This is a genomic window from Rummeliibacillus pycnus, assembly GCF_002884495.1.
Classification (GTDB): domain Bacteria; phylum Bacillota; class Bacilli; order Bacillales_A; family Planococcaceae; genus Rummeliibacillus; species Rummeliibacillus pycnus.
In genome coordinates this window covers 3,799,018-3,820,218 of record NZ_KZ614145.1, presented here as the reverse complement: position 1 = coordinate 3,820,218, position 21,201 = coordinate 3,799,018, and the positions used below count along the sequence as shown (strand labels likewise).

19 protein-coding genes and 1 riboswitch are annotated in these 21,201 nt (G+C 36.1%); of the genes, 1 reads left to right on the top strand and 18 read right to left on the bottom strand.

All coding sequences use genetic code 11. From position 1 onward, the window contains the following. Positions 1-42: 42 nt before the first annotated feature. The 11 genes from CEF14_RS18620 to gltB form a co-directional block, all read right to left on the bottom strand. A complete protein-coding gene (locus CEF14_RS18620; RefSeq protein WP_102694205.1) occupies positions 43-1,419 on the bottom strand; it encodes a bifunctional metallophosphatase/5'-nucleotidase in 1,377 nt (458 codons plus the stop codon). A gap of 18 nt (positions 1,420-1,437) precedes the next feature. Further along, positions 1,438-2,262: a sulfite exporter TauE/SafE family protein gene (locus CEF14_RS18615; RefSeq protein WP_102694204.1), complete on the bottom strand. Its 825-nt coding sequence runs from the start codon at positions 2,260-2,262 to the stop codon at positions 1,438-1,440. Between the two features lie 2 nt (positions 2,263-2,264). After that, entirely contained in the window at positions 2,265-3,122 is an 858-nt protein-coding gene (locus CEF14_RS18610) for a DUF72 domain-containing protein (RefSeq protein ID WP_102694203.1), read from the bottom strand. Positions 3,123-3,294: 172 nt separating this feature from the next. Further along, positions 3,295-3,666 carry a VOC family protein gene (locus CEF14_RS18605; protein ID WP_102694202.1) on the bottom strand — a complete coding sequence of 124 codons (372 nt, stop codon included), beginning with the start codon at positions 3,664-3,666 and terminating at the stop codon, positions 3,295-3,297. A gap of 185 nt (positions 3,667-3,851) precedes the next feature. Continuing rightward, positions 3,852-5,249, bottom strand: a complete 1,398-nt coding sequence (sufB, locus tag CEF14_RS18600; RefSeq protein WP_102694201.1) for a Fe-S cluster assembly protein SufB — start codon at positions 5,247-5,249, stop codon at positions 3,852-3,854. Between the two features lie 33 nt (positions 5,250-5,282). After that, a complete protein-coding gene (gene sufU / locus CEF14_RS18595; RefSeq protein ID WP_211284637.1) occupies positions 5,283-5,720 on the bottom strand; it encodes a Fe-S cluster assembly sulfur transfer protein SufU in 438 nt (145 codons plus the stop codon). Further along, positions 5,707-6,939 carry a cysteine desulfurase gene (locus CEF14_RS18590; RefSeq protein WP_102694200.1) on the bottom strand — a complete coding sequence of 411 codons (1,233 nt, stop codon included), beginning with the start codon at positions 6,937-6,939 and terminating at the stop codon, positions 5,707-5,709. The genes sufU and CEF14_RS18590 overlap by 14 nt, the downstream gene beginning before the upstream one ends. Beyond that, positions 6,939-8,246: a Fe-S cluster assembly protein SufD gene (sufD, locus tag CEF14_RS18585; protein WP_102694199.1), complete on the bottom strand. Its 1,308-nt coding sequence runs from the start codon at positions 8,244-8,246 to the stop codon at positions 6,939-6,941. Before sufD ends, CEF14_RS18590 begins: the two co-directional genes overlap by 1 nt. A gap of 18 nt (positions 8,247-8,264) precedes the next feature. Further along, positions 8,265-9,053, bottom strand: a complete 789-nt coding sequence (gene sufC, locus CEF14_RS18580; RefSeq protein WP_102694198.1) for a Fe-S cluster assembly ATPase SufC — start codon at positions 9,051-9,053, stop codon at positions 8,265-8,267. A 476-nt stretch (positions 9,054-9,529) separates the two neighbouring features. Next, complete coding sequence (locus tag CEF14_RS18575) at positions 9,530-11,011, bottom strand: glutamate synthase subunit beta (RefSeq protein WP_102694197.1); 1,482 nt, start codon at positions 11,009-11,011, stop codon at positions 9,530-9,532. A 16-nt stretch (positions 11,012-11,027) separates the two neighbouring features. Further along, on the bottom strand, positions 11,028-15,545 hold the full coding sequence (gltB, locus tag CEF14_RS18570) for a glutamate synthase large subunit (RefSeq protein ID WP_102694196.1): 4,518 nt from the start codon (positions 15,543-15,545) through the stop codon (positions 11,028-11,030). A gap of 123 nt (positions 15,546-15,668) precedes the next feature. Here gltB and CEF14_RS18565 point away from each other — a divergent pair, with 123 nt between their 5' ends. Then, positions 15,669-16,571: a LysR family transcriptional regulator gene (locus CEF14_RS18565; RefSeq protein WP_102694195.1), complete on the top strand. Its 903-nt coding sequence runs from the start codon at positions 15,669-15,671 to the stop codon at positions 16,569-16,571. A gap of 50 nt (positions 16,572-16,621) precedes the next feature. Here the strand turns inward: CEF14_RS18565 and CEF14_RS18560 are convergent, their stop codons facing one another. The 7 genes from CEF14_RS18560 to CEF14_RS18530 all read right to left on the bottom strand — a co-directional run bounded on the left by CEF14_RS18560 (position 16,622) and on the right by CEF14_RS18530 (position 21,091). Then, a complete protein-coding gene (locus CEF14_RS18560) occupies positions 16,622-17,452 on the bottom strand; it encodes a MetQ/NlpA family ABC transporter substrate-binding protein (protein ID WP_102694194.1) in 831 nt (276 codons plus the stop codon). 53 nt (positions 17,453-17,505) lie between these two features. Further along, on the bottom strand, positions 17,506-18,180 hold the full coding sequence (locus tag CEF14_RS18555) for a methionine ABC transporter permease (protein ID WP_102694193.1): 675 nt from the start codon (positions 18,178-18,180) through the stop codon (positions 17,506-17,508). Further along, positions 18,167-19,198, bottom strand: a complete 1,032-nt coding sequence (locus CEF14_RS18550; protein ID WP_102694192.1) for a methionine ABC transporter ATP-binding protein — start codon at positions 19,196-19,198, stop codon at positions 18,167-18,169. Before CEF14_RS18550 ends, CEF14_RS18555 begins: the two co-directional genes overlap by 14 nt. Positions 19,199-19,324: 126 nt before the next feature. Next, positions 19,325-19,427, bottom strand: a riboswitch (SAM riboswitch). Between the two features lie 57 nt (positions 19,428-19,484). Further along, positions 19,485-19,793, bottom strand: a complete 309-nt coding sequence (locus CEF14_RS18545; protein WP_102694191.1) for a thioredoxin family protein — start codon at positions 19,791-19,793, stop codon at positions 19,485-19,487. A gap of 12 nt (positions 19,794-19,805) precedes the next feature. Beyond that, positions 19,806-20,147, bottom strand: coding sequence for a toprim domain-containing protein (locus CEF14_RS18540; protein WP_102694190.1), 342 nt, complete (start codon positions 20,145-20,147; stop codon positions 19,806-19,808). 127 nt (positions 20,148-20,274) lie between these two features. Further along, complete coding sequence (gene gcvH / locus CEF14_RS18535) at positions 20,275-20,655, bottom strand: glycine cleavage system protein GcvH (protein WP_102694189.1); 381 nt, start codon at positions 20,653-20,655, stop codon at positions 20,275-20,277. Between the two features lie 79 nt (positions 20,656-20,734). After that, positions 20,735-21,091, bottom strand: a complete 357-nt coding sequence (locus CEF14_RS18530) for an arsenate reductase family protein (protein WP_102694188.1) — start codon at positions 21,089-21,091, stop codon at positions 20,735-20,737. Positions 21,092-21,201: the final 110 nt, after the last annotated feature.

The window sequence follows — 21,201 nt, the reverse complement described above, 5'->3', positions numbered from 1 at the left end:
TTCCCCAATTCATCTTAAGTATAAAATACCTATTATAATGTATTAACTTTTATTACTTTTATTATAAATTTGTCCATATGAAATCAGAATATCACGTAAAAATTGTGGTAACAAGTACGTTTTTGACAAATTTTTAAATTGGGGGAAGAAATATCCGAATGTGAACATATCCAATGTCACTAAATTGTACGCCTGTGATTCTAATGCTTTTTTACCATTTACAATAAGTTCTCCATTTGAATTAATGGAGCAACCATATGTCAATATTTTACCAAGAACTACACCTCTAAATCCTAAACCTTTCAATTCGGTTCTAGGCCAATCCAAAGATTGCTCTGCAATTTTCAATACTTCCTTCAATTCTTTTCCTGTCAGTGTAATGACGCAAGCATTAATAGGATGCGGTAAACATTGATGTACATCATATGCAGTAACCTTACCTTTAGGTAGATCTCTTAAAAAGATTCCAGCATTAAATAATGCACAATCAGCTTTTGAAAATTGTAATAGACCTTTAGCAAAGAATCGAGATAATGCGGAATGATGATACCATTCTTTATTTAGATAATGATTGGCTTCAAAAACTGGATGATTCAACAATGCCTTTCCTTTTTCTATAAGTATATGATTAAATTGTTCTTCATCTAAAATTGGCGTCATGTCAGAAGTTCTATACAGTTCCGTTTTTTTATCTACAATGCACTTTTTATTTTCATCAAATTGTATTTGAGTATGACCAACAAAAAAACCAAATTTCCCTCCACCAGTTAACAATGTATTTCCAACTAATTTCCCTTCATGTAGCACATGATGTGTGTGTGAACCAAAAATCACATCAATTTCAGGGCACAATACCGCCAACTGTTCGTCCATATGAATTCCTAAATGGGACATACATAATAGAATATCTACTAAGGGATGTATTTCCGTTGCGATTTCTTGTAATACAGGTAGTGGATCTTCGATTGTCCATCCTAACGGTTCATAATATGTGCGAAATTCTGCAGTAGCAGCAATGACACCAATCTTCGTTCCATTTGCTGTTTTATAAATACGATATGGTTTTGCCCAATCAGGAATTTTGTTTTCCGTTTTTAAATTTCCTACTATGACATCAAATTTTGCATCGTTATACAACTCATTTAAATTTGCTTTTGATAATGTAATCCCTTCGTTATTACCAATAGTAATTGCATCATATAACGCATCGTTTAACAATTGAATATTACCTTTACCTAGTGTTGCTTCTGAATAAATATGTGAACGGTCTATAAAATCACCAATATCAAAAATATAACAACTATCTCCTGTATCTTCATGCCACTTTTTACGTTCGGTCAATAATTTCTGAATCCTTGGCCAATAAGTGAAATGGCTATGCAGATCATTTGTATGATATAAATGAATTGTTTCTAACATGAAGACACCTCTCTAATCTCAGAATAATCCTTCATAAATGGATCGTATTCCGAGTAACAATAATATAATTCGTAATAGGATTACCAAAGTATTTGACTTAAGTCGCTTATTCAATGCGGCTCCTAATTTTGCTCCTATATATGCTCCTGGTATTACTGGAATTGTATATAACCATGGTACATGCCCAAGATAAATATGGCTGGCTGAGTTAACAATAGACGATAAAAATACCATAAACATTGATGTTGCAATAGCCACATGAGGAGGGAATAAAAATAAAATAATCATGGCTGGCACAATCATCGATCCCCCACCAATACCAAATAAACCAGATGCAAAACCAATCATAAAGTTTAAGAATAGGGCAAACCAAATTGGATAACCGTATTCATAACTTTTCCCATCTTTTGAATCGATAAAAGTTTGTTTCTTTCCATGTTTGACAAACCACTGCAACGGTTTAATATGATCTCGAATAAGTAATATGATTGCTAAAATGATTAGTAATATACCAAAGTATAAGTTAAAAGATGGCAAATCTATTCCTTTGTTGATATATGCACCTAAAATTGTTCCTGGTCCACTTCCTATAAAGAAGATAAATCCGCTCTTATAATCAACCGTTTTCGATTTCATATACGATAGTGTAGAAGCTAAACCAGTTGCAATCATCATTACTACAGATAATCCTACAACTTTTTGAGGAGTTAAGTCAGGGATCATCCCTAGCGTTAGTCCAATAAACAAAGTAGCAGGGACTAAGATTACTCCTCCACCTAGTCCGATCAGTGCGCCAATTATTCCTGAGCATAACCCAATTATCACCAGTAAAATATATTCCATCGTTAATCTGCTCCTTCAAAAAAGTCTAATTGTTTTGGCGACAAGTTATGGTATTCAATTCCAAGCATTTTCTGTAATGTTTTTGCATTACCAGCTGCATGATGACCAGAGTTATTATTAAATAAAACATAGACTTCTTTAGCAGTATTTTGTAATTGTTCAACCTTTTCTTTCAAACTAGCCAACTCTTCGGTTGTATAATCATAGAGAAAACGAACTTTTCTCCACTGCTCATTATTGCCTGGATTACGCCAGCCGTGTACATTTCGGCCATGAATACGGAATAATACCTTATCTCCAGTTGAAATCGGTACAAGAGGAACAGAACCTTCACCTACTTGAGGTTCATCACAAACTGTATGAAAAAGCCCCTGTTGTTTTAGAAAATTAAGCGTACCATCCATAAATTGCGCACTATACCAAGTGCGATTGCGAAATTCGATTGCAATTGGAAATTCAGCAAGTTGTTCCTTAATATATCGGATATATTGAACATTTTTTTGCTGACAATCAAACCATGGCGGAAACTGTACCAAAATAAGCGCTAATTTCCCTGCCTTCTTAAATATATGTATTGCTTCTTTAAAAGCATCGAACATTTCTTGTGTATTACCATATGGATTTTCATCACGTAAATGTCCAGTCATCCCCTGATACGCTTTCACAACAAACTGAAAATGTTTTGGCGTTTCTGCAATCCATTTTTGCACATTACCAACTGTTGGTATCGAATAGAAAGACGTATCTAATTCTACAACTGGAAAATGGCCACTATAATCGTACAACTTATCTCTTGAAGTGGTAGTTTGACTATATAAACTTGGATGATCTCCCCATCCAGTTAAACCGATATGGATCATGCCTCTCACCCCTATTAACTAATATATCCATCATATCATAGCGGTAAGAAGGAACTATATTATTTGTATTGTAATGATCCATCGAAGTCCAAATTTGATAGAGTATGAATCATCTCTAACAAAAAAGAGATATAACTGCAATTATTGCATTGCTGTATATATCTCCGTCATTTTATGAATGAATAGTAGTACCAAAACCAATTAAATAACCATCCAAATCTCGAATTGCAAATTCTTTTAACCGCTCTCCTTCAATCACACTTTCTTTTGGATAATAGGCAAAAAGCGCCCCATGCAATTTCGCTTCCTTAAATAATATATCTAATCGTTCTTCATCTTCCACATAACTAAAAACATTCCATAAATTCCGATTTGGTTTAACATCTTCAATTTTTTCCGCTTGCACTAACTTTATGGCTAGTCCACAATCGTCTCTATAAAGAATACCATCAATATCTTCACAGCTTAAAACTGTTTGATAGAAGAGTCTTGATAATTCAATATCTGAAACCAGTAGTACACTGACGGTTGCTATCAAATGCATAGGAAATTCTACACCTCATTATATAGAGTAAACACCATAGTTCTGAATTATCAGAACACTATATCCAGTATATTCTACCATAATTCTGATATTTTTTGCACGTTTATTATCTAAAAAAACACAGAAATCATTTATCATGATTTCTGTGTTCGGTAAAATGTTTTACATCACAAACCCTATTATGGTTAGCCAATAGAACCTTCCATTTCGAATTTGATCAATCTGTTCATTTCAACAGCATATTCCATTGGAAGTTCTTTTGTGAATGGTTCGATGAAGCCCATTACGATCATTTCTGTTGCTTCTTGTTCAGAAACACCACGGCTCATCAAGTAGAATAATTGTTCTTCAGACACTTTAGAAACTTTTGCTTCATGTTCAAGAGCAATTTGATCATTCATTACTTCATTGTATGGAATTGTATCTGAAGTAGATTGATTATCCATGATTAGAGTATCACATTCAACATTCGCACGAGCATTTGTCGCTTTTTTACCAAATTTCACTTGACCACGATATGTTACGTTACCACCGTGTTTTGAAATAGATTTAGAAACGATAGTTGAAGATGTATTTGGAGCTAGATGAATCATTTTTGCACCTGTATCTTGGTTTTGACCACGACCAGCGATAGCAATTGATAACGTCATACCACGAGCGCCTTCACCTTTTAAGATACAAGCTGGGTATTTCATTGTAAGTTTAGAACCGATGTTACCATCAATCCATTCCATTGTGGCATTTTCTTCACATGTAGCACGTTTTGTCACTAAGTTATACACGTTATTTGCCCAGTTTTGGATTGTTGTATAACGGCAATACGCATCTTTTTTAATGAAGATTTCTACAACCGCACTGTGCAGTGAACTTGTTGTATAAACTGGTGCAGTACAACCTTCAACATAGTGTACACTTGCACCTTCATCAACAATAATTAATGTACGTTCGAATTGTCCCATATTTTCAGAGTTAATACGGAAGTAAGCTTGTAGTGGTGTTTCAAGAACAACGCCTTTTGGAACATAGATGAATGATCCACCAGACCATACAGCTGAGTTAAGTGCTGCGAACTTGTTGTCATTCGGTGGGATAGCTTTACCAAAGTATTCTTTGAAAATATCTTCATTTTCACGAAGAGCTGAGTCAGTATCCTTGAAGATAACGCCTAATCCTTCAAGTTCTTCTTTCATGTTATGATAAACTACTTCTGATTCATATTGAGCTGATACACCAGCAAGATATTTTTGTTCTGCTTCAGGAATACCTAGTTTATCGAATGTAGCTTTGATTTCTGCTGGTACTTCATCCCAAGATTTTTGAGTTGCTTCAGATGGTTTTACATAGTAAGTAATTTCATCGAAGTTAAGTGCAGATAAATCGCCACCCCATTGAGGCATTGGTTTTGAATAGAAAACGTCCAATGATTTCAAACGGAAATCTAACATCCATTGTGGCTCATTTTTCATTTTTGAAATTTCTTTAACGATTTCAGGAGTTAGCCCACGTTCTGTACGGAAAATGGATACGTCTTTATCATGGAAGCCGTACTCGTAATCGCCAATTTCAGGCATTTGTTTAGCCATTTTTTCTCCTCCGTTCTAAACTTTTAATCAATATTATAAGTTCGATTCTTTAATACCTTTTTCCATTGCTTTCCAAGAAAGTGTTGCACATTTAATACGTGCAGGGAATTGTGAAACACCTGAAAGTGCTTCTACATCTCCAAGGTCTAGTGAATCATCATGCTCATGTCCAAGCATCATTTCTGAGAAGACATGTGCTAATTCTACAGCTTCTTTAGTTGTTTTACCTTTAATCGCTTGCGTCATCATTGAAGCAGAAGACATTGAGATTGAACAGCCTTCACCTTCAAATTTTGCATCGACTACTACACCATCTTCTACTTGTAATGATAAGTGTATGCGATCCCCACAAGTAGGGTTATTCATATCGATTGAAACATTAGAATCATCAATTACACCTTTGTTACGTGGTTTTTTATAATGATCCATAATGACAGAACGATATAGTTGATCTAATTTATTCATTGACATCAGCAAAATACTCCTTCGCGGCACGCAACCCTTCAACAAGTCGATCAATGTCTGCTTCAGTATTATAAACATAGAAGCTAGCACGAGCTGTTGCTGTACATTCTAACCATTTCATCAATGGTTGAGCACAATGGTGCCCTGCACGAACAGCTATTCCTTCCATATCTAGTACTGTTGCAACATCATGAGGATGAACGCCATCTATATTAAATGTCACAAGTCCAGAACGTTTCTTCGGATCATGTGGGCCATAAATAGATACTCCATCTATTGCACTTAATTGTTCAATAGCGTAACGAGATAAATTATGCTCATGTTCGATGATATTGTCCATACCAATTTCTTCTAAGAAATCAATAGCAGCACCTAAACCAATTGCTCCAGCAATATTAGGTGTTCCACCTTCAAATTTCCAAGGAAGGTCAGCCCATGTAGATTCATATAATCCAACAGTACTGATCATTTCACCACCAAAATCAAGTGGTTCCATGTTTTCTAGGAGCTCTTTTTTACCATATAATACACCAATACCAGTTGGGCCGCACATTTTATGTCCAGAAAATGCCAAGAAATCACAGTCTAAATCTTGAACATCTGTTTTAAAATGCGGTACACCTTGTGCACCATCAACTACCATTACTGCACCATGTTTATGTGCAACAGCGGCAATTTCTTTAATAGGGTTTACAGTCCCTAAAACGTTAGAAGCAAATGCAATCGAAACAATCTTTGTTTTGTCTGTAATTGCTTCTTCTACTTTGTCCATTGATAAAGTCCCATCTGGATTCATATCAATATATTTAAGTGTTGCATTTTTTTCTTTCGCTAATTGTTGCCATGGGATTAAGTTCGAGTGATGTTCCATGTAAGTGATGACGATTTCATCGCCTTCTCCTACATTCGCACGACCGAAACTAGCAGCAACCATATTCAAACTAGCAGTAGTACCTTTAGTGAAAATTATTTCTTCTGTTGACTTTGCATTGATAAACTTACGAACTTTTTCTCGTGCTCCTTCATAAGCATCTGTAGCACGATTTCCTAATGTATGGACACCGCGGTGGACATTAGAGTTTTCATATTCATAGTAATGTTTAACAGCTTCCATAACTTGTATAGGCTTTTGTGTTGTAGCTGCACTATCAAGATATACAAGTGGATGACCATTTACTTCTTGATCTAGAATTGGGAAATAGCTTCGAATATCGGTTTTAATCATTAGCGAACTTTCCTTTCTATGACCTCCGTCAGTTGTTTTCTAACACTTTCAATCGGTAATTTATTCACAACTGGTGCAAGGAATCCATGGATTACTAATCGTTCTGCTTCTGCTTTAGAAATACCACGACTCATTAAATAATAGAGTTGAACTGGATCAACGCGACCTACAGAAGCAGCATGTCCAGCTGTTACATCATCTTCATCAATTAATAGAATTGGGTTTGCATCTCCACGAGCATCTTTGCTTAACATTAAAACACGTGATTCTTGTTCTGCATCAGCCTTTGTAGCACCGTGTTCAATTTTACCTATTCCATTGAAAATGCCACGTGAAGAGTCTTTCATAACACCATGGATTAAGATATAACCATTTGATGCTTTACCCCAGTGTCGAACTTCAGTTGTGAAGTTCTGGCTTTGTTCCCCACGACCAACAACAACAGATTTTGTATCTGCGTATGAGCCATCACCTTTTAAGTAAGTGATATTTTCTGAAATCGTATCACTATCGTTCATTAAACCTAATGCCCAATCAACTTTTGCATCACGGTGTAAGATTGCACGGCGATTTACATACGTTGTGAAACCTTTTGCAAGAACATCAACAGCACCAAATGTTACATTTGCGTTATCATTTACGATTACTTCCGCAATGATACTTGCTTGTCCTTTTGCTTCATCAACAGTTGAAAGATAATTTTCTACATAAGTAACTGAACTATTTGCTTCAGCAACAACTAATACATGGTTGTATAATGATGCATCTGCATTATCGTGTAGGAAAACAGCTTGAATTGGTTCTTCTACAATTACATTTTTAGGAACATATACAAATACACCGCCATTCACTAATGCAGCATGTAAAGCTGTTAGTTTATGTTGGTCTACTTTTACGCCTTCAGTCATAAAATATTTTCGAACAAGTTCGCTATGTTCGCGAGCTGCTGTTTGAATATCTGTAATGATCACACCTTGTGAAGTTAACTCATCAGAAATTTGTAGATAAGCAGGTGTATTGTTATGTTGGATATAAACATTACGTTGGTTTTCTACATCTACAATTTCTTTTACTTCTTCTGGAAGTTCTTCAAGACTAGCATATGTTGAACTTTCAACAGTATGTGTAGGGAATTCTGTAAAATTCCATTTTTCAACGTTTGTTTTATCTGGTTTTACCATTGGTAGCGTTTCTACGTCCGCTAATGCACGTTCACGAAGCTCAGTCAACCAGCTAGGTTCATTGTTAGCTTCAGAGAAAGAGCGTACATCCTGAGCGGTTACTGATAATTTTGTTTCAACCGTCATGTTTGCTCGTCCTCCTTATTATGCTTCTTGTCCTGTTGTTTCTTCTTCTTCGTCTTCGATACCTAACTCTTTTTTAATCCAATCGTAGCCTTCAGCTTCAAGTTTTTCTGCTAATTCGGCTCCACCAGAACGAACTACTTTCCCTTGCATCATAATATGAACATGATCAGGAGTGATGTAGTTTAGTAAACGTTGATAGTGAGTGATCATTAAGCAACCAAAACCTTCACCACGCATAGCATTAATACCTTTAGATACAACTTTAAGTGCATCAATATCAAGACCAGAGTCAATTTCGTCTAAAATTGCAAATTTAGGTTTTAGCATCATTAATTGAAGAATTTCGTTACGTTTCTTTTCACCGCCAGAGAATCCTTCGTTTAAGTAACGTTGACCCATTTCTTCTGGCATTTCTAAGAATTCCATTTTTTGATCTAAATCGCGGATGAATTTCATAAGAGATACTTCGTTACCTTCGCCGCGACGTGCATTAATAGCAGATCGTAAGAAATCAGCATTTGTCACACCAGAAATTTCTGATGGATATTGCATTGCTAGGAATAATCCAGCTTTAGCACGTTCATCTACTTCCATTTCAAGTACATCTTCACCATCTAAAGTGATAGAACCAGAAGTAACTTCATATTTTGGGTGACCCATGATAGCTGAAGCTAGAGTGGATTTACCAGTACCATTTGGTCCCATAATTGCGTGAATTTCGTTTGTATTGAGTGATAAGTTAACACCCTTTAAAATCTCTTTACCGTCGATAGCGACGTGAAGATCTTTAATGACTAATGTTGACATTCTATTACCTCCATTTAATTTCAATGAAATGAATGCTTACCCATTTCTAATTTATTATCATTCTAATTTTAGCCTAAACAAAAGCCCATTGCAAATCATTTGAAAATGTTTCTCAATCCAATCTAAGAATGTTGGTATATATCTATTCTGAAACCTATTAGACAAGCTATTTTGTAGGTTTATTGAAAATAGATTGATTTTCAATAAACCTCTTTTAATTGAGAATTGATTTCACTACGTACACCGTAATAACATAAATTCTCAGTAAATTAATGAATTTCCTTATTATTCATACAGTAGGATATGATCATTTAATTATTGACAATGTAATTGCTAAAATATCAAAATAAAACATTTTGTTTCAAATTTCATCTTTTATTTATTATCGATTCAAAAAAAGCTAACTCCACTCATTTAAAATGTGTCCATGAAAGGATTCATTTTAAACCGGAGTTAGCTTTTCTTCCTATTTAATATTATTGTGCAATTGCATGTGTGAGGAGATATGAATGAACGCTTTCAGCAACATTTCTTCCTTCGTTTATTGCCCATACAATTAAACTTTGACCACGTCTGGCATCACCAGCAGCAAAAACACCCTCTATATTCGTTTCATATGTTTTACCACTAGCTTTAATTCGATTATTGGTAATTTGAACCCCAAATTGCTCAGCAACTCCAGACTCTGTACCTTCAAATCCAATTGCAACAAAGACATAATCTGCTGGCCATACTTTTTCTGTACCAGGAAGTTCATTGAAGTACACATACCCCTCATCGCTAATGACTTTTTCCATTTGTATCGTGTGTAATTCTTTTACTTTGCCCTGACTGTCAGCAACGATTTTCTTTGTTTGAATACAATATTCACGTGGATCACGACCATATTTAGCGTCAGCTTCTGCATAAGCATAATCTAACTTATATACATGAGGATTTGTTGGCCAAGGATTATCATTGGCACGTTTTTCAGGCAACTGTGGATGCTTACCAAATTGGAATACTGATTTACAGTTTTGGCGAATTGCTGTTGCCACGCAGTCAGCACCTGTATCACCACCACCAATTACAATAACATTCTTGCCTTTCATATCCAAAAATTGCCCATCTTCAAAGTTAGAGTTTAGTAAACTTTTCGTTGTAGAAGTTAAATAATCCATCGCAAGAACAACACCTTCTGATTCACTACCTTCCAAACGAAGGTGTCGTTGTTTTGTTGCCCCTGTGCAAAGAATTACTGCATCAAATTGTGCTTTTAGTTCATCTGCTGTTATGTCTTTACCAATTTCCGTATTTAAGACAAACTGAATACCTTCATCAGCGAGTAATTGTACTCGTCTTGCTACAACTTCTTTTTCTAATTTCATATTCGGAATACCGTAAGTTAATAATCCACCAGCACGATCTGCTCTCTCGTAAACTGTTACGAAATGCCCTTGCTGATTTAGTTGGTCTGCTGCTGCTAACCCAGCAGGACCAGAACCAACTACAGCAACTTTCTTCCCTGTACGATGTGTTGGAATACAAGGTGTAATCCAGCCATTTTCAAAACCTTTGTCAATGATTGCACGTTCAATACTTTTTATCGCAACAGCAGGATCTGAAATAGCTACAGTACAAGAACCTTCACAAGGTGCTGGACAAACTCTCCCTGTAAATTCCGGGAAATTATTCGTTAAAAGCAGACGATCCAATGCTTCTTTCCATTTACCATGGTAAACTAAATCGTTCCATTCAGGAATTACGTTGTGAATAGGACAACCTGCAGCAGAACCACGTATTTCCATTCCCATATGACAAAATGGTGTACCACAATCCATACAACGAGCACCTTGGATTTGAAGAGCTTCATCTGTTAAACGTGAAGCATATTCTTTCCAATTTTTTATACGCTCTAGTGGTGGTTGTTCTTTTCCTTTTTCTCGACTATATTCCATAAATCCAGTAGGTTTCCCCATCTAGAACCCCTCCTCACTATTTATTGGAAAGCACTAAATCCTTTTTTGGTGAATTTGCTAAAAATGCTTTCATCGTTGCTTGATCTTCTGATAATCCTTGCGCTTCAAATTCGTTGATTCGTTCTAACATTTTCTTATAATCGGTTGGAACTACTTTGATAAATTGTCCTACATACTGTGTCCAGTTATTTAAAATTTCTTTTGCTTTTGTACTCTCTGTGTAGTGTACATGTTGTTCTAAGAGTTGATGTAGCACTGCCTCATCCTCTTTAGAATGAATCCCCTCAAAACTTATCATTTCCGGATTACATTTTGCTTTAAAAGCTTGAAGATCTTCTGGTAATACATAGGCAATACCACCTGACATACCAGCACCGAAGTTTTTACCAACATCCCCTAATATTACAACATGGCCTCCTGTCATATATTCACAGCCATGATCACCAATACCTTCAACTACAACATTTGCCCCACTATTTCGAACGGCAAAACGTTCTCCAGCACGACCATTAATATATGCTTCACCACTTGTTGCACCATATAAGCAAACGTTACCTGCAATTACATTCGTTTCCGCTTGTCCTCGTACTGGTGAGCTAACAACAACTTTACCACCTGATAAACCTTTACCGAAGTAATCATTTGCATCCCCATCAACATGCATTAACATTCCTTTTGGAATAAATGCACCAAAACTTTGACCAGCAGAACCTGTAAAATTCAACGTAATGGTTTCATCAACAAGTCCTCTTTCTCCGTAACGTTTTGAAATTTCACTTCCGACAATTGTACCAACAACACGATCTGTGTTTTTAATTGGATAGTGCAGTGAAATTGGGTTTTCATTCACAATTGCATCTTCCACTTTTGCAAGAATCTCACGTAAATCAAGTGATTGATCAATTTTGTGATTTTGTTCAACTTGTTTTGTTCTAGGTCCTTCAACTTGATGTAAAATGGCTGCTAAATCCAATTGACTGGCTTTCCAATGTTTTTTCGCACGATTGCTTACTTCTAATACATCTGTACGACCAACCATTTCTTCAAATGTTCTAAATCCAAGAATCGCCATATACTCACGAACTTCTTCTGCTACAAACATCATGAAGTTTACAACATGATCTGCTGTTCCCATGAATTTCTTACGAAGCTCTGGATTTTGAGTAGCAATACCAACTGGGCATGTATCTAAGTGACAAGCACGCATCATAACACACCCAAGGACAATTAATGGAGCAGTTGCAAAACCGAACTCTTCTGCACCCAGTAACGCTGCCATGACAACATCTTTTCCTGTCATTAATTTACCATCTGTTTCTAATGTTACTCTGTCACGAAGTCCATTTAACATCAATGTTTGATGTGCTTCTGATAATCCTAATTCCCAAGGAAGACCAGTGTGCTTAATACTTGTTTTTGGAGAAGCACCAGTACCACCATCATAACCACTAATAACAATGACATCAGCTGCCCCTTTCGCTACACCAGCTGCAATCGTACCAACACCTGATTTTGCAACAAGTTTAACGCTGATTCTAGCATCACGATTAGCATTTTTTAAATCATGAATTAGTTCTGCCATATCTTCAATAGAATAAATATCATGATGTGGTGGTGGTGAGATTAATCCAACACCTGTAGTAGATCCACGAACATCTGCAACCCAAGGATAAACCTTATTACCTGGAAGTTGACCACCTTCACCTGGTTTTGCCCCTTGTGCCATTTTGATTTGTAACTCGTTAGCATTGACTAAATAGTGGCTTTTTACCCCGAATCGACCAGAAGCAATTTGCTTAATGGAACTTCTTCGATTATCACCATTTTCATCTAATTCATAGCGACTTGGATGTTCTCCACCTTCACCACTATTACTTTTACCACCAATTCTATTCATAGCAATTGCTAGTGTTTCATGAGCTTCTTGACTGATTGATCCATAAGACATAGCACCTGTTTTAAAGCGTTTCACGATAGATTCCGCTGATTCAACTTCTTCTAAAGGAATTTTATAATCCGCTTTTTTAAAGGTTAATAGATTTCTCAAGAAACCAATTTGTTCTTCGTTTGCCATTTCAGCGTATTGATGATATAAACCAAAGTCCCCATTACGTGTAGCTTGTTGCAATGTATGGATTGTTTTTGGATTGAACGCATGATGTTCACCATTACTACGCCACTGGAAGCTACTACCTGTTGGCAATACGCGTTCAATTGATTGAACAGCTGCTTCATGTAATTTCATCGCTTCTTTTGCGATTGTTGGTAAATCGATACCATCTAGTTTTGATATAGTTCCAGTAAAGTATTTCTCAATCACTTCTTTACTAATACCAACTGCCTCAAAGATTTGGGCTCCACGATAACTTTGAACTGTAGAGATTCCCATTTTGGACATTACTTTTACAACACCTTCTGATGTTGCTTTCACATAACGTTTTACAGCATCTTCATAACTGTATTGAATATGACCATCTTCAATAGCATTTGCTAATGTAGCAAATGCTAAGTATGGATATATTGCATCAACACCATAACCAATTAATGCAGCAAAATGATGGACTTCTCTCGTTTCACCTGTTTCAACAAGGATGCTCGCTTTTGTACGTTGCCCCGTTTGTACTAGATGTTGATGAACACTGCTTGCTGCAAGTAATATTGGAATCATTGGCTTATCTACACTTAATGCTCTGTCTGATAGAACTAGCAATTGAACCCCTTTTGCAATTGCTTCATCCACTTCTTTTACGAGTCTTGCTAAATCCTTTTCCAAATCTTCTGACATTGTTAAATCTATAACTGCCATAGTAAATGGATCCTGTGTTTTTAACTGTTGGAATTGACTATTCGTCAACACAGGTGTTTCTAAAAAGATTCGATGACAATTTTCTGCGCTTGGTTGTAGTAAATCCCCTTCTGCTCCTAGCATCGTCATCGTTGAAGTCACAATATGCTCACGAATCGAATCAATTGGTGGGTTTGTTACTTGTGCAAATAATTGTTTGAAATAATTAAATAATGATTGTGGTTTGTCAGATAAGACAGCTAGTGGTGCATCATTCCCCATTGAACCAAGCGGGTCTTTTCCTCCTGCAATCATTGGTACGATATATTTTTGTACGTCCTCATGTGTATAACCAAATACTTTTTGTCTGAATAGTAAGTCATTTATTGCTTCAGGTTGTTCATCTGAAGGCTCAACCACAACAAGGTTTTCTTCTAACCAGTTTGCATACGGTTGTGCCTTTGCTATTTCAGATTTTAACTCTTCATCTGAAATGATCCGTCCTTGTTCTAAATCGACAAGCAACATTTTCCCCGGGCTTAAACGTTCTTTATAAACAATATTTTCTTCCTCAATATCAACTACACCAACTTCTGAAGAGAAGATAATGTAATCATCCTTTGTGACATAATAGCGTGCAGGTCGTAAACCATTACGATCAAGTATCGCACCAATTTGTTTGCCATCTGTGAAGCAAATAGCTGTTGGTCCATCCCAAGGTTCCATTAAACAGCTTTGGTACTGATAAAACGCCTTTTTTTCATCTGAAATATGTGGATTTTCCGTCCATGGTTCTGGAATCATCATCATAGCTGTTTGTGCAGGTGTACGACCCGCTAATACGAAGAATTCAAACGCATTATCTAGCATTGATGAGTCACTACCATTATGATCTATAATCGGTAAAACTTTATCAAGGTCTTCACCAAATGCATCTGAGATAAATTGTTGTTCACGAGCTTTCATCCAGTTGATGTTACCTCTTAATGTATTAATCTCACCATTGTGAATTATATAACGATTAGGATGGGCACGTTCCCAAGAAGGAAATGTATTTGTACTATAGCGTGAGTGAACCATCGAAAAAGCTGAAGTGAATCGTTCATCTTGTAAATCAAGATAAAACTCAACAACTTCTTCTGGTGCTAACAATCCTTTAAATACCATTGTTCGACTTGACATGCTAGCACAGTAAAATTCTTTGCCATGATCCTTCGCCCACAACTCAGTTTGTTTACGAATCAGATATAGTTTTCTTTCAAAAGCAAGAGAATCATTTGTATGAACAGCCTTGATAAATACTTGACGAACAACTGGTGCAGTTTCCTTGGCTATATCGCTTAGTTGTTCAGGATTAGTTGGTACCGTACGCCAACCAAGTAATTCTTGACCTTCTGCTGTAATGAAATCGTTTAGTTTACTTTCAATTTCCTGTTGTACTTGATCATTACGATCAAAAAATAACATCCCTACGCCATATTGTCCTACAGCAGGTAATGTCCAATCTATACAAACGTCACGGAAAAAGGTATCTGGTATTTGGACCATTAATCCAGATCCATCTCCAGTTTTACCGTCACTTCCACGACCAGCTCTATGATCTAATCTACATAACATTTCCAAGCCTTTCATCACGATGTCATGTGTTGCTTTACCCTGCAATTGAGCATAAAGACCGATACCACATGCATCATGTTCTAATTGTGGAGAGTATAAACCTTGTGCTGTTGGAATTTGGTGAAATGTCATATGATTCCCTCCTTTATATATAAAAAATAACTTAAATATATTTTAGTTTTTCAAATTCATATAAACAATATATAATTTGGATAGGATTAATCTATAAAATAGATAATTAGGAGATGACATGACGTGGAATTACGACAACTGCGGTACTTTGTAGCTGTTGCTGAACGAGAGCATATTTCCGAAGCTGCGGAAAATTTACATGTAGCACAATCAGCAGTCAGCCGGCAAATTGCCAATTTAGAGGAAGAGTTAGGGATTGAATTATTTGAACGTGTCGGAAGAAATGTAAAACTGACACCAATTGGTAAGACTTTCCTTGAACATACAATCGCTGCGTTACAAGCAATTGACTTTGCCAAAAAACAAGTGGATGAATATTTGAACCCTGAAAAAGGAACGATTAAAATCGGGTTTCCAACAAGTCTTGCAAGCTTTCTTTTACCAACAGTCATTTCAGCATTTAAAAAAGAACATCCTAGTGTTTCATTTCATCTAAGACAAGGTTCCTATCGTTATCTCATAAATGCTGTCAAGGAACGTGAATTGAATTTAGCATTCTTAGGGCCAGTTCCTGCTAGAGATGAATACATCAATACAAAAATATTATTTACAGAAAATATTGCCGCTCTTGTTCCTGATACGCACCCATTAGCAAACAAAGGTGATATCCAGTTAACAGACTTACGTAACGATGGTTTCGTATTGTTCCCAAAAGATTTCATCTTAAACAAAGTTGCAGTAGAAGCATGTAAATCTGTTGGCTTTACACCAAAGGTTAGCTCAGAAGGAGAAGATATGGACGCTCTAAAGGGCCTAGTAGCAGCAGGTATAGGGGTTAGTCTTTTACCAGAAAGTGCATTCTATGATGCTACACCACGTCGTACATCCAAACTAACATTAGTCGAACCACCATTCACACGTAATGTTGGCATTATTTTTCCAATCAATCGCGAACTATCACCTTCTGAAAAGACCTTTTTATCATTTGTTAGTAATTTCTTTTCTAGATTATCTCAGTTTCAATAACAAAAAAAGTTAGAGCAATTCTGCTCTAACTTCATTTTGTTCACTATTCATTATTTTGATACTGGAACAACTGAACCTTTCCATTCCTTTTTGATGAAATCTTGAATTTCTTTAGAGTGTAGTACATCTACTAATTTTTTCACAGCAGGGTTATTTTTGTTTTCTTTTTTCACAGCAATGACATTTACATATGGAGAATCTTTATCTTCAAGTGCAATGGCGTCTTTTGTTGGTGTTAAGCCTGCATCAATCGCGAAGTTAGAGTTGATGACAACTGCGTCTCCTTCTTTGTTTTCATACATTTGCACTAACATTTCAGGTGCAGTTTTTGCATCGATTTTTAGATGTTTAGGGTTTTTAGCGATATCTTTAATTTCAGCAGACGCTTTATTTACACCTTTTTTAAGTGTGATTAAGCCTTTTGCTTCTAATAATGTAAGAATACGACCTTGGTCTGCAACAGAGTTACTGATTAAGATTGTTGCTCCATTTGGAAGTTGATCAAGCTTTTTATACTTTTTAGAGTAGATCCCAATTGGTTCGATATGAATTCCACCAGCACTTACAAAATCATAACCATTATCTTTAATTTGTTGTTCTAGGTATGGGATGTGTTGGAAGTAGTTTGCATCCAAATCACCTGAATCAAGATCTTTGTTTGGTAAGACATAATCTTGGTATTTTTCGATTTCTAAATCGACGCCTTCTTTTTCAAGAATTGGTTTTGCTTTTTCTAAGATTTCTGCGTGAGGTACATTAGAAGCACCTACCACTAATTTTGTTTCTTTTGAATCACCAGATGATGATTTATCACCACTGCCACAAGCTGCTAAGCTTAATGCTAGTGATGCTGTTAGAATTCCTGCTACAAGTTTCTTCATGATTTTTGCCCCTTTTCTTTTCATTATGTGAACGTTTAAACGTATACACCAAATTAGCGTTTATCGGTTTTAACGGTTATAAAGTCTCCGATAAATTGAATGATAAATACAATAACTAACACCAATACGGTTGCGACAAATGTTACATCGTTACGGCTTCGTTGGAAACCATCCATGAAAGCTAAGTTCCCTAAACCACCTGCACCAATTACACCAGCCATTGCAGTGTAACCAACTAATGCTACCGCTGTTACGGTAATACCAGAAATTAACGCAGGTAGCGACTCCGGAATGAGTACTTTCCAAATGATTGTCCAAGTTTTAGCGCCCATTGAGCGTGCTGCTTCAATAACACCTTTATCAATTTCACGTAAAGCAATCAGAACCATTCGAGCATAGAATGGAGCAGCGCCGATGATTAATGCTGGCAATGCTGCATTTGCCCCACGAATAGAACCTAACATCCATTTTGTAAATGGAATTAAAAGGATTACTAAAATAATAAATGGAATGGATCGGAAAATATTTACTAGAGAACCCGTTAATAAGTTAACCAGTTTATTGGCCCAAAGTTGAGTTGGACTTGTAAGGAATAACAAGATTCCTATTAATAATCCAAGGATAAATGTAAGAATTGTCGAAAAAGCGGTCATATAGATGGTTTCTCTTGTTGCTTCCCACATTGCTTCCCAATCTACATTTGGAAAGAGATGATTAATTGTTTGCATTCTTGACCACCTCCGTTTTAATACCTTGCTCATTTAAATAGTGAACAGCTTTTGCAACATTGTCATCGCTTCCTACAATACGAACGATTAATGTACCATACGGACCGCTCTTGGTAGGAGAGATATTCCCGTGAACGATATTAATATCCACATCATACTGTCGAATGAGGTGCGAAATAACTGGTTGTTCGGTTTTTGAACCAACAAAGAATAATTTAATTAGTTGATCTTCTGGATAATTGTCAAGCATTTGAGCAATCGACTCTTTATGACCTGCTGTTTCCGTCACTTGAGATACGAATTTCTTTGTCACTTCTGCTTGTGGAGATTGGAAGACTTCTAAAACATTACCTTGTTCTACTATTTTCCCAGATTCCATCACTGCCACGCGGTGACAAATTTTGCGGATGACATGCATTTCATGTGTGATTAAAACGATGGTTAGTCCAAGTTTTTCATTGATACTCACTAGTAACTCTAAAATAGCATCAGTTGTTTCGGGATCAAGTGCTGAGGTTGCTTCATCACAAAGTAATACTTCTGGGTTATTGGCTAATGCACGAGCAATCCCTACACGTTGTTTTTGACCACCTGAAAGTTGTGAAGGATACGCCTTTTCTCGCCCTTTTAAACCAACTAAATCTACTAATTCAAGTACACGCTTTTCTCTTTCAGCTTTACTCATACCTGCAATTTCTAATGGGAAGGCAATATTCTCTTCAACTGTTCTGGACCATAATAAGTTGAAGTGTTGGAATATCATACTAATCTTATGACGAGCATTTCGTAGTTCTCTTCCCTTAATCGCTGAAATATTCTGTCCATTTACCGTAACGATACCTGATGAAGGTTTTTCTAACCCGTTTAGTAAGCGGATCATGGTACTTTTACCAGCACCACTGTAACCGATAATGCCAAAAATCTCACCATCATTTATTGATAAATTAACATCATTAACTGCAGTTAGAGATCCATTAGCGGTTTTGTATTTTTTTACGACATTTTCTAGTTGAATCATTGTCAAAACCACCTTCTTTTTAGATTCTATTTTCTAGAACCTTTATCTGAACGCTTCCCTATCAATAAAAAGACCCTTCTGCAAGATTAGCAGAAGGGTCTTTTGTACATTATACGAAAAACCGTTCTCTCATCTTCCAAAGTTTTACTTTGCGTGAATTGGCACCGTGTCACAATGTGACGGTTGCCGGGCTTCATAGGGCACTTCCCTCCACCTCTCTAAATAAGAGCGACGTAAATAATTATTTAATTTATGTTTGATACTTTACCACTCTAAATCAGTATCGTCAATCCTTTTTTTGAAATTTTTCAAATAAATACGAAACAGATTGAAATGCATAGATTTTTTCTCGAACCTCTCCATTTTCTGCAATGAGTAAACATGGTACACTTTCAATTTTATAATCATATGCAAGTTGCTCAACATAATTTAAATTGGCTTTTCCCATAGGAATATCTGGTAAAGTCTGACTCAATACCTCCATCATTTTGGAGGCAACCATACATGTACCACACATAGGGGTATACAAATAGAATGCGCTTAATTGTTTAGCTTTCTTTGTATTCTCCCATTGTTCTATTGTCCATTCTTGCATCAAAAGTCATTCCTATTCTGTAAGATACACTGGATGAATCTTAAAATCTGCAGCTAATAATATTCTAGCCAAATATTTTCTAGGTGTCACCTCTACTTGCTTATATAAAGAAAGCGTACGCAAATGGCGTGCTTCTGGGTATTCTTTTTTCATCAAAGCACGTAAGCAATCACCTGAATAATCTTCGTCAAAAAATGCATATAAATCATATTCTTCATAGGGGTAAATCAGCTCTTCCAATTTACTTGCACTAATTGTTCCGTTCGTACAAAGTATTGGAATATCTTCTGCTAATAGGGGTTGAATTTGCAATTTATCTTGCCTACCTTCAACAATGAGCACTTTATCAGACATGCCGATTCCTCCTTACAGTTTATCCCGCATTAACTAACGTGCAGTAATATCCCCACGGATGGATCCAATTCAAAGGATATATACATAAAAACGCCAACACAAAAGTGTGGCGCTTTTACTATGATTATTATTCTTCGATTAATTCTGCGTATTTTTCTGCTGTAAGTAATTTTTCGATTTGAGAGGCATCAGAAGGTTCAATAACGACCATCCAAGCTTTTTCATATGGAGATTCGTTTACGAATTCTGGGTTGTCTTCTAATTCTTCGTTGACTTCAATAACTTTACCTGAAACTGGTGCATATAGTTCTGAAACTGTTTTTACAGATTCAACACTACCAAATGGTTCATCTGCTACTAATTCGTCACCTACTTGAGGAAGTTCAACGAATACGATATCACCAAGTTCAGATTGTGCAAATTCAGTAATACCCATACGGACTTTACCGTCTTCTGTTTTAACCCATTCGTGTTCTTCTGAGTAACGTAATTCTGCTGGTATGCTCATTAAATAACCCTCCAAATATGTATTAATATACATTTCAATTTTGACATATTCCTAATATAAAAACAAGTCATTCAATTTTTTATTTCCACACATTTTCGAATTCATTTTCTTTAAATCCAAGTGTAATTTTTTGACCATCTGTGACAATCGGTCTTTTTATTAACATTCCATCTGAAGCAAGTAAATCTAACTGTTCATCTTCTGACATTTCTTTAAGGCGATCTTTTAATTGTAGTTCACGATACTTCATTCCTGATGTATTGAAGAATTTTTTTAATGGCAGGCCACTTATTTTCCAATAATTTGCCAATTCTTCTTTTGTAGGGGGTTCTTCAACAATATGTTGTGGAATAAATTCAACACCATTTTCTTTTAGCCAAGCTTGTGCTTTTCTACAAGTTGTACATTTCGGATAGTGAATCATTTTGATCGTCATATAAAAGCTCCTTTTAAACTGGATTTCTTCTCCTCCAATTGTAGAGAGTCTTTTATTTATACGCAAGAAATCCGATCATGAATTAACATAACCGGATTCCTTGTGTATTA

Excerpts from the sequence above, each read along its gene's own strand:
- gltB (WP_102694196.1), bottom strand. The coding sequence starts at position 15,545 with ATGACATTTCACCAAATTCCAACAGCACAAGGTTTATACTCTCCACAA.
- CEF14_RS18560 (WP_102694194.1), bottom strand. The coding sequence starts at position 17,452 with ATGAAGAAACTTGTAGCAGGAATTCTAACAGCATCACTAGCATTAAGC.
- sufD (WP_102694199.1), bottom strand. The coding sequence starts at position 8,246 with ATGACGGTTGAAACAAAATTATCAGTAACCGCTCAGGATGTACGCTCT.
- sufB (WP_102694201.1), bottom strand. The coding sequence starts at position 5,249 with ATGGCTAAACAAATGCCTGAAATTGGCGATTACGAGTACGGCTTCCAT.
- CEF14_RS18530 (WP_102694188.1), bottom strand. The coding sequence starts at position 21,091 with ATGACGATCAAAATGATTCACTATCCGAAATGTACAACTTGTAGAAAA.
- CEF14_RS18550 (WP_102694192.1), bottom strand. The coding sequence starts at position 19,198 with ATGATTCAACTAGAAAATGTCGTAAAAAAATACAAAACCGCTAATGGA.
- CEF14_RS18590 (WP_102694200.1), bottom strand. The coding sequence starts at position 6,939 with ATGATTAAAACCGATATTCGAAGCTATTTCCCAATTCTAGATCAAGAA.
- CEF14_RS18540 (WP_102694190.1), bottom strand. The coding sequence starts at position 20,147 with ATGTCTGATAAAGTGCTCATTGTTGAAGGTAGGCAAGATAAATTGCAA.
- CEF14_RS18620 (WP_102694205.1), bottom strand. The coding sequence starts at position 1,419 with ATGTTAGAAACAATTCATTTATATCATACAAATGATCTGCATAGCCAT.
- gcvH (WP_102694189.1), bottom strand. The coding sequence starts at position 20,655 with ATGAGCATACCAGCAGAATTACGTTACTCAGAAGAACACGAATGGGTT.
- CEF14_RS18555 (WP_102694193.1), bottom strand. The coding sequence starts at position 18,180 with ATGCAAACAATTAATCATCTCTTTCCAAATGTAGATTGGGAAGCAATG.
- sufU (WP_211284637.1), bottom strand. The coding sequence starts at position 5,720 with ATGTCAATGAATAAATTAGATCAACTATATCGTTCTGTCATTATGGAT.
- sufC (WP_102694198.1), bottom strand. The coding sequence starts at position 9,053 with ATGTCAACATTAGTCATTAAAGATCTTCACGTCGCTATCGACGGTAAA.
- CEF14_RS18610 (WP_102694203.1), bottom strand. The coding sequence starts at position 3,122 with ATGATCCATATCGGTTTAACTGGATGGGGAGATCATCCAAGTTTATAT.
- CEF14_RS18605 (WP_102694202.1), bottom strand. The coding sequence starts at position 3,666 with ATGCATTTGATAGCAACCGTCAGTGTACTACTGGTTTCAGATATTGAA.
- CEF14_RS18575 (WP_102694197.1), bottom strand. The coding sequence starts at position 11,011 with ATGGGGAAACCTACTGGATTTATGGAATATAGTCGAGAAAAAGGAAAA.
- CEF14_RS18615 (WP_102694204.1), bottom strand. The coding sequence starts at position 2,262 with ATGGAATATATTTTACTGGTGATAATTGGGTTATGCTCAGGAATAATT.
- CEF14_RS18545 (WP_102694191.1), bottom strand. The coding sequence starts at position 19,793 with ATGCAAGAATGGACAATAGAACAATGGGAGAATACAAAGAAAGCTAAA.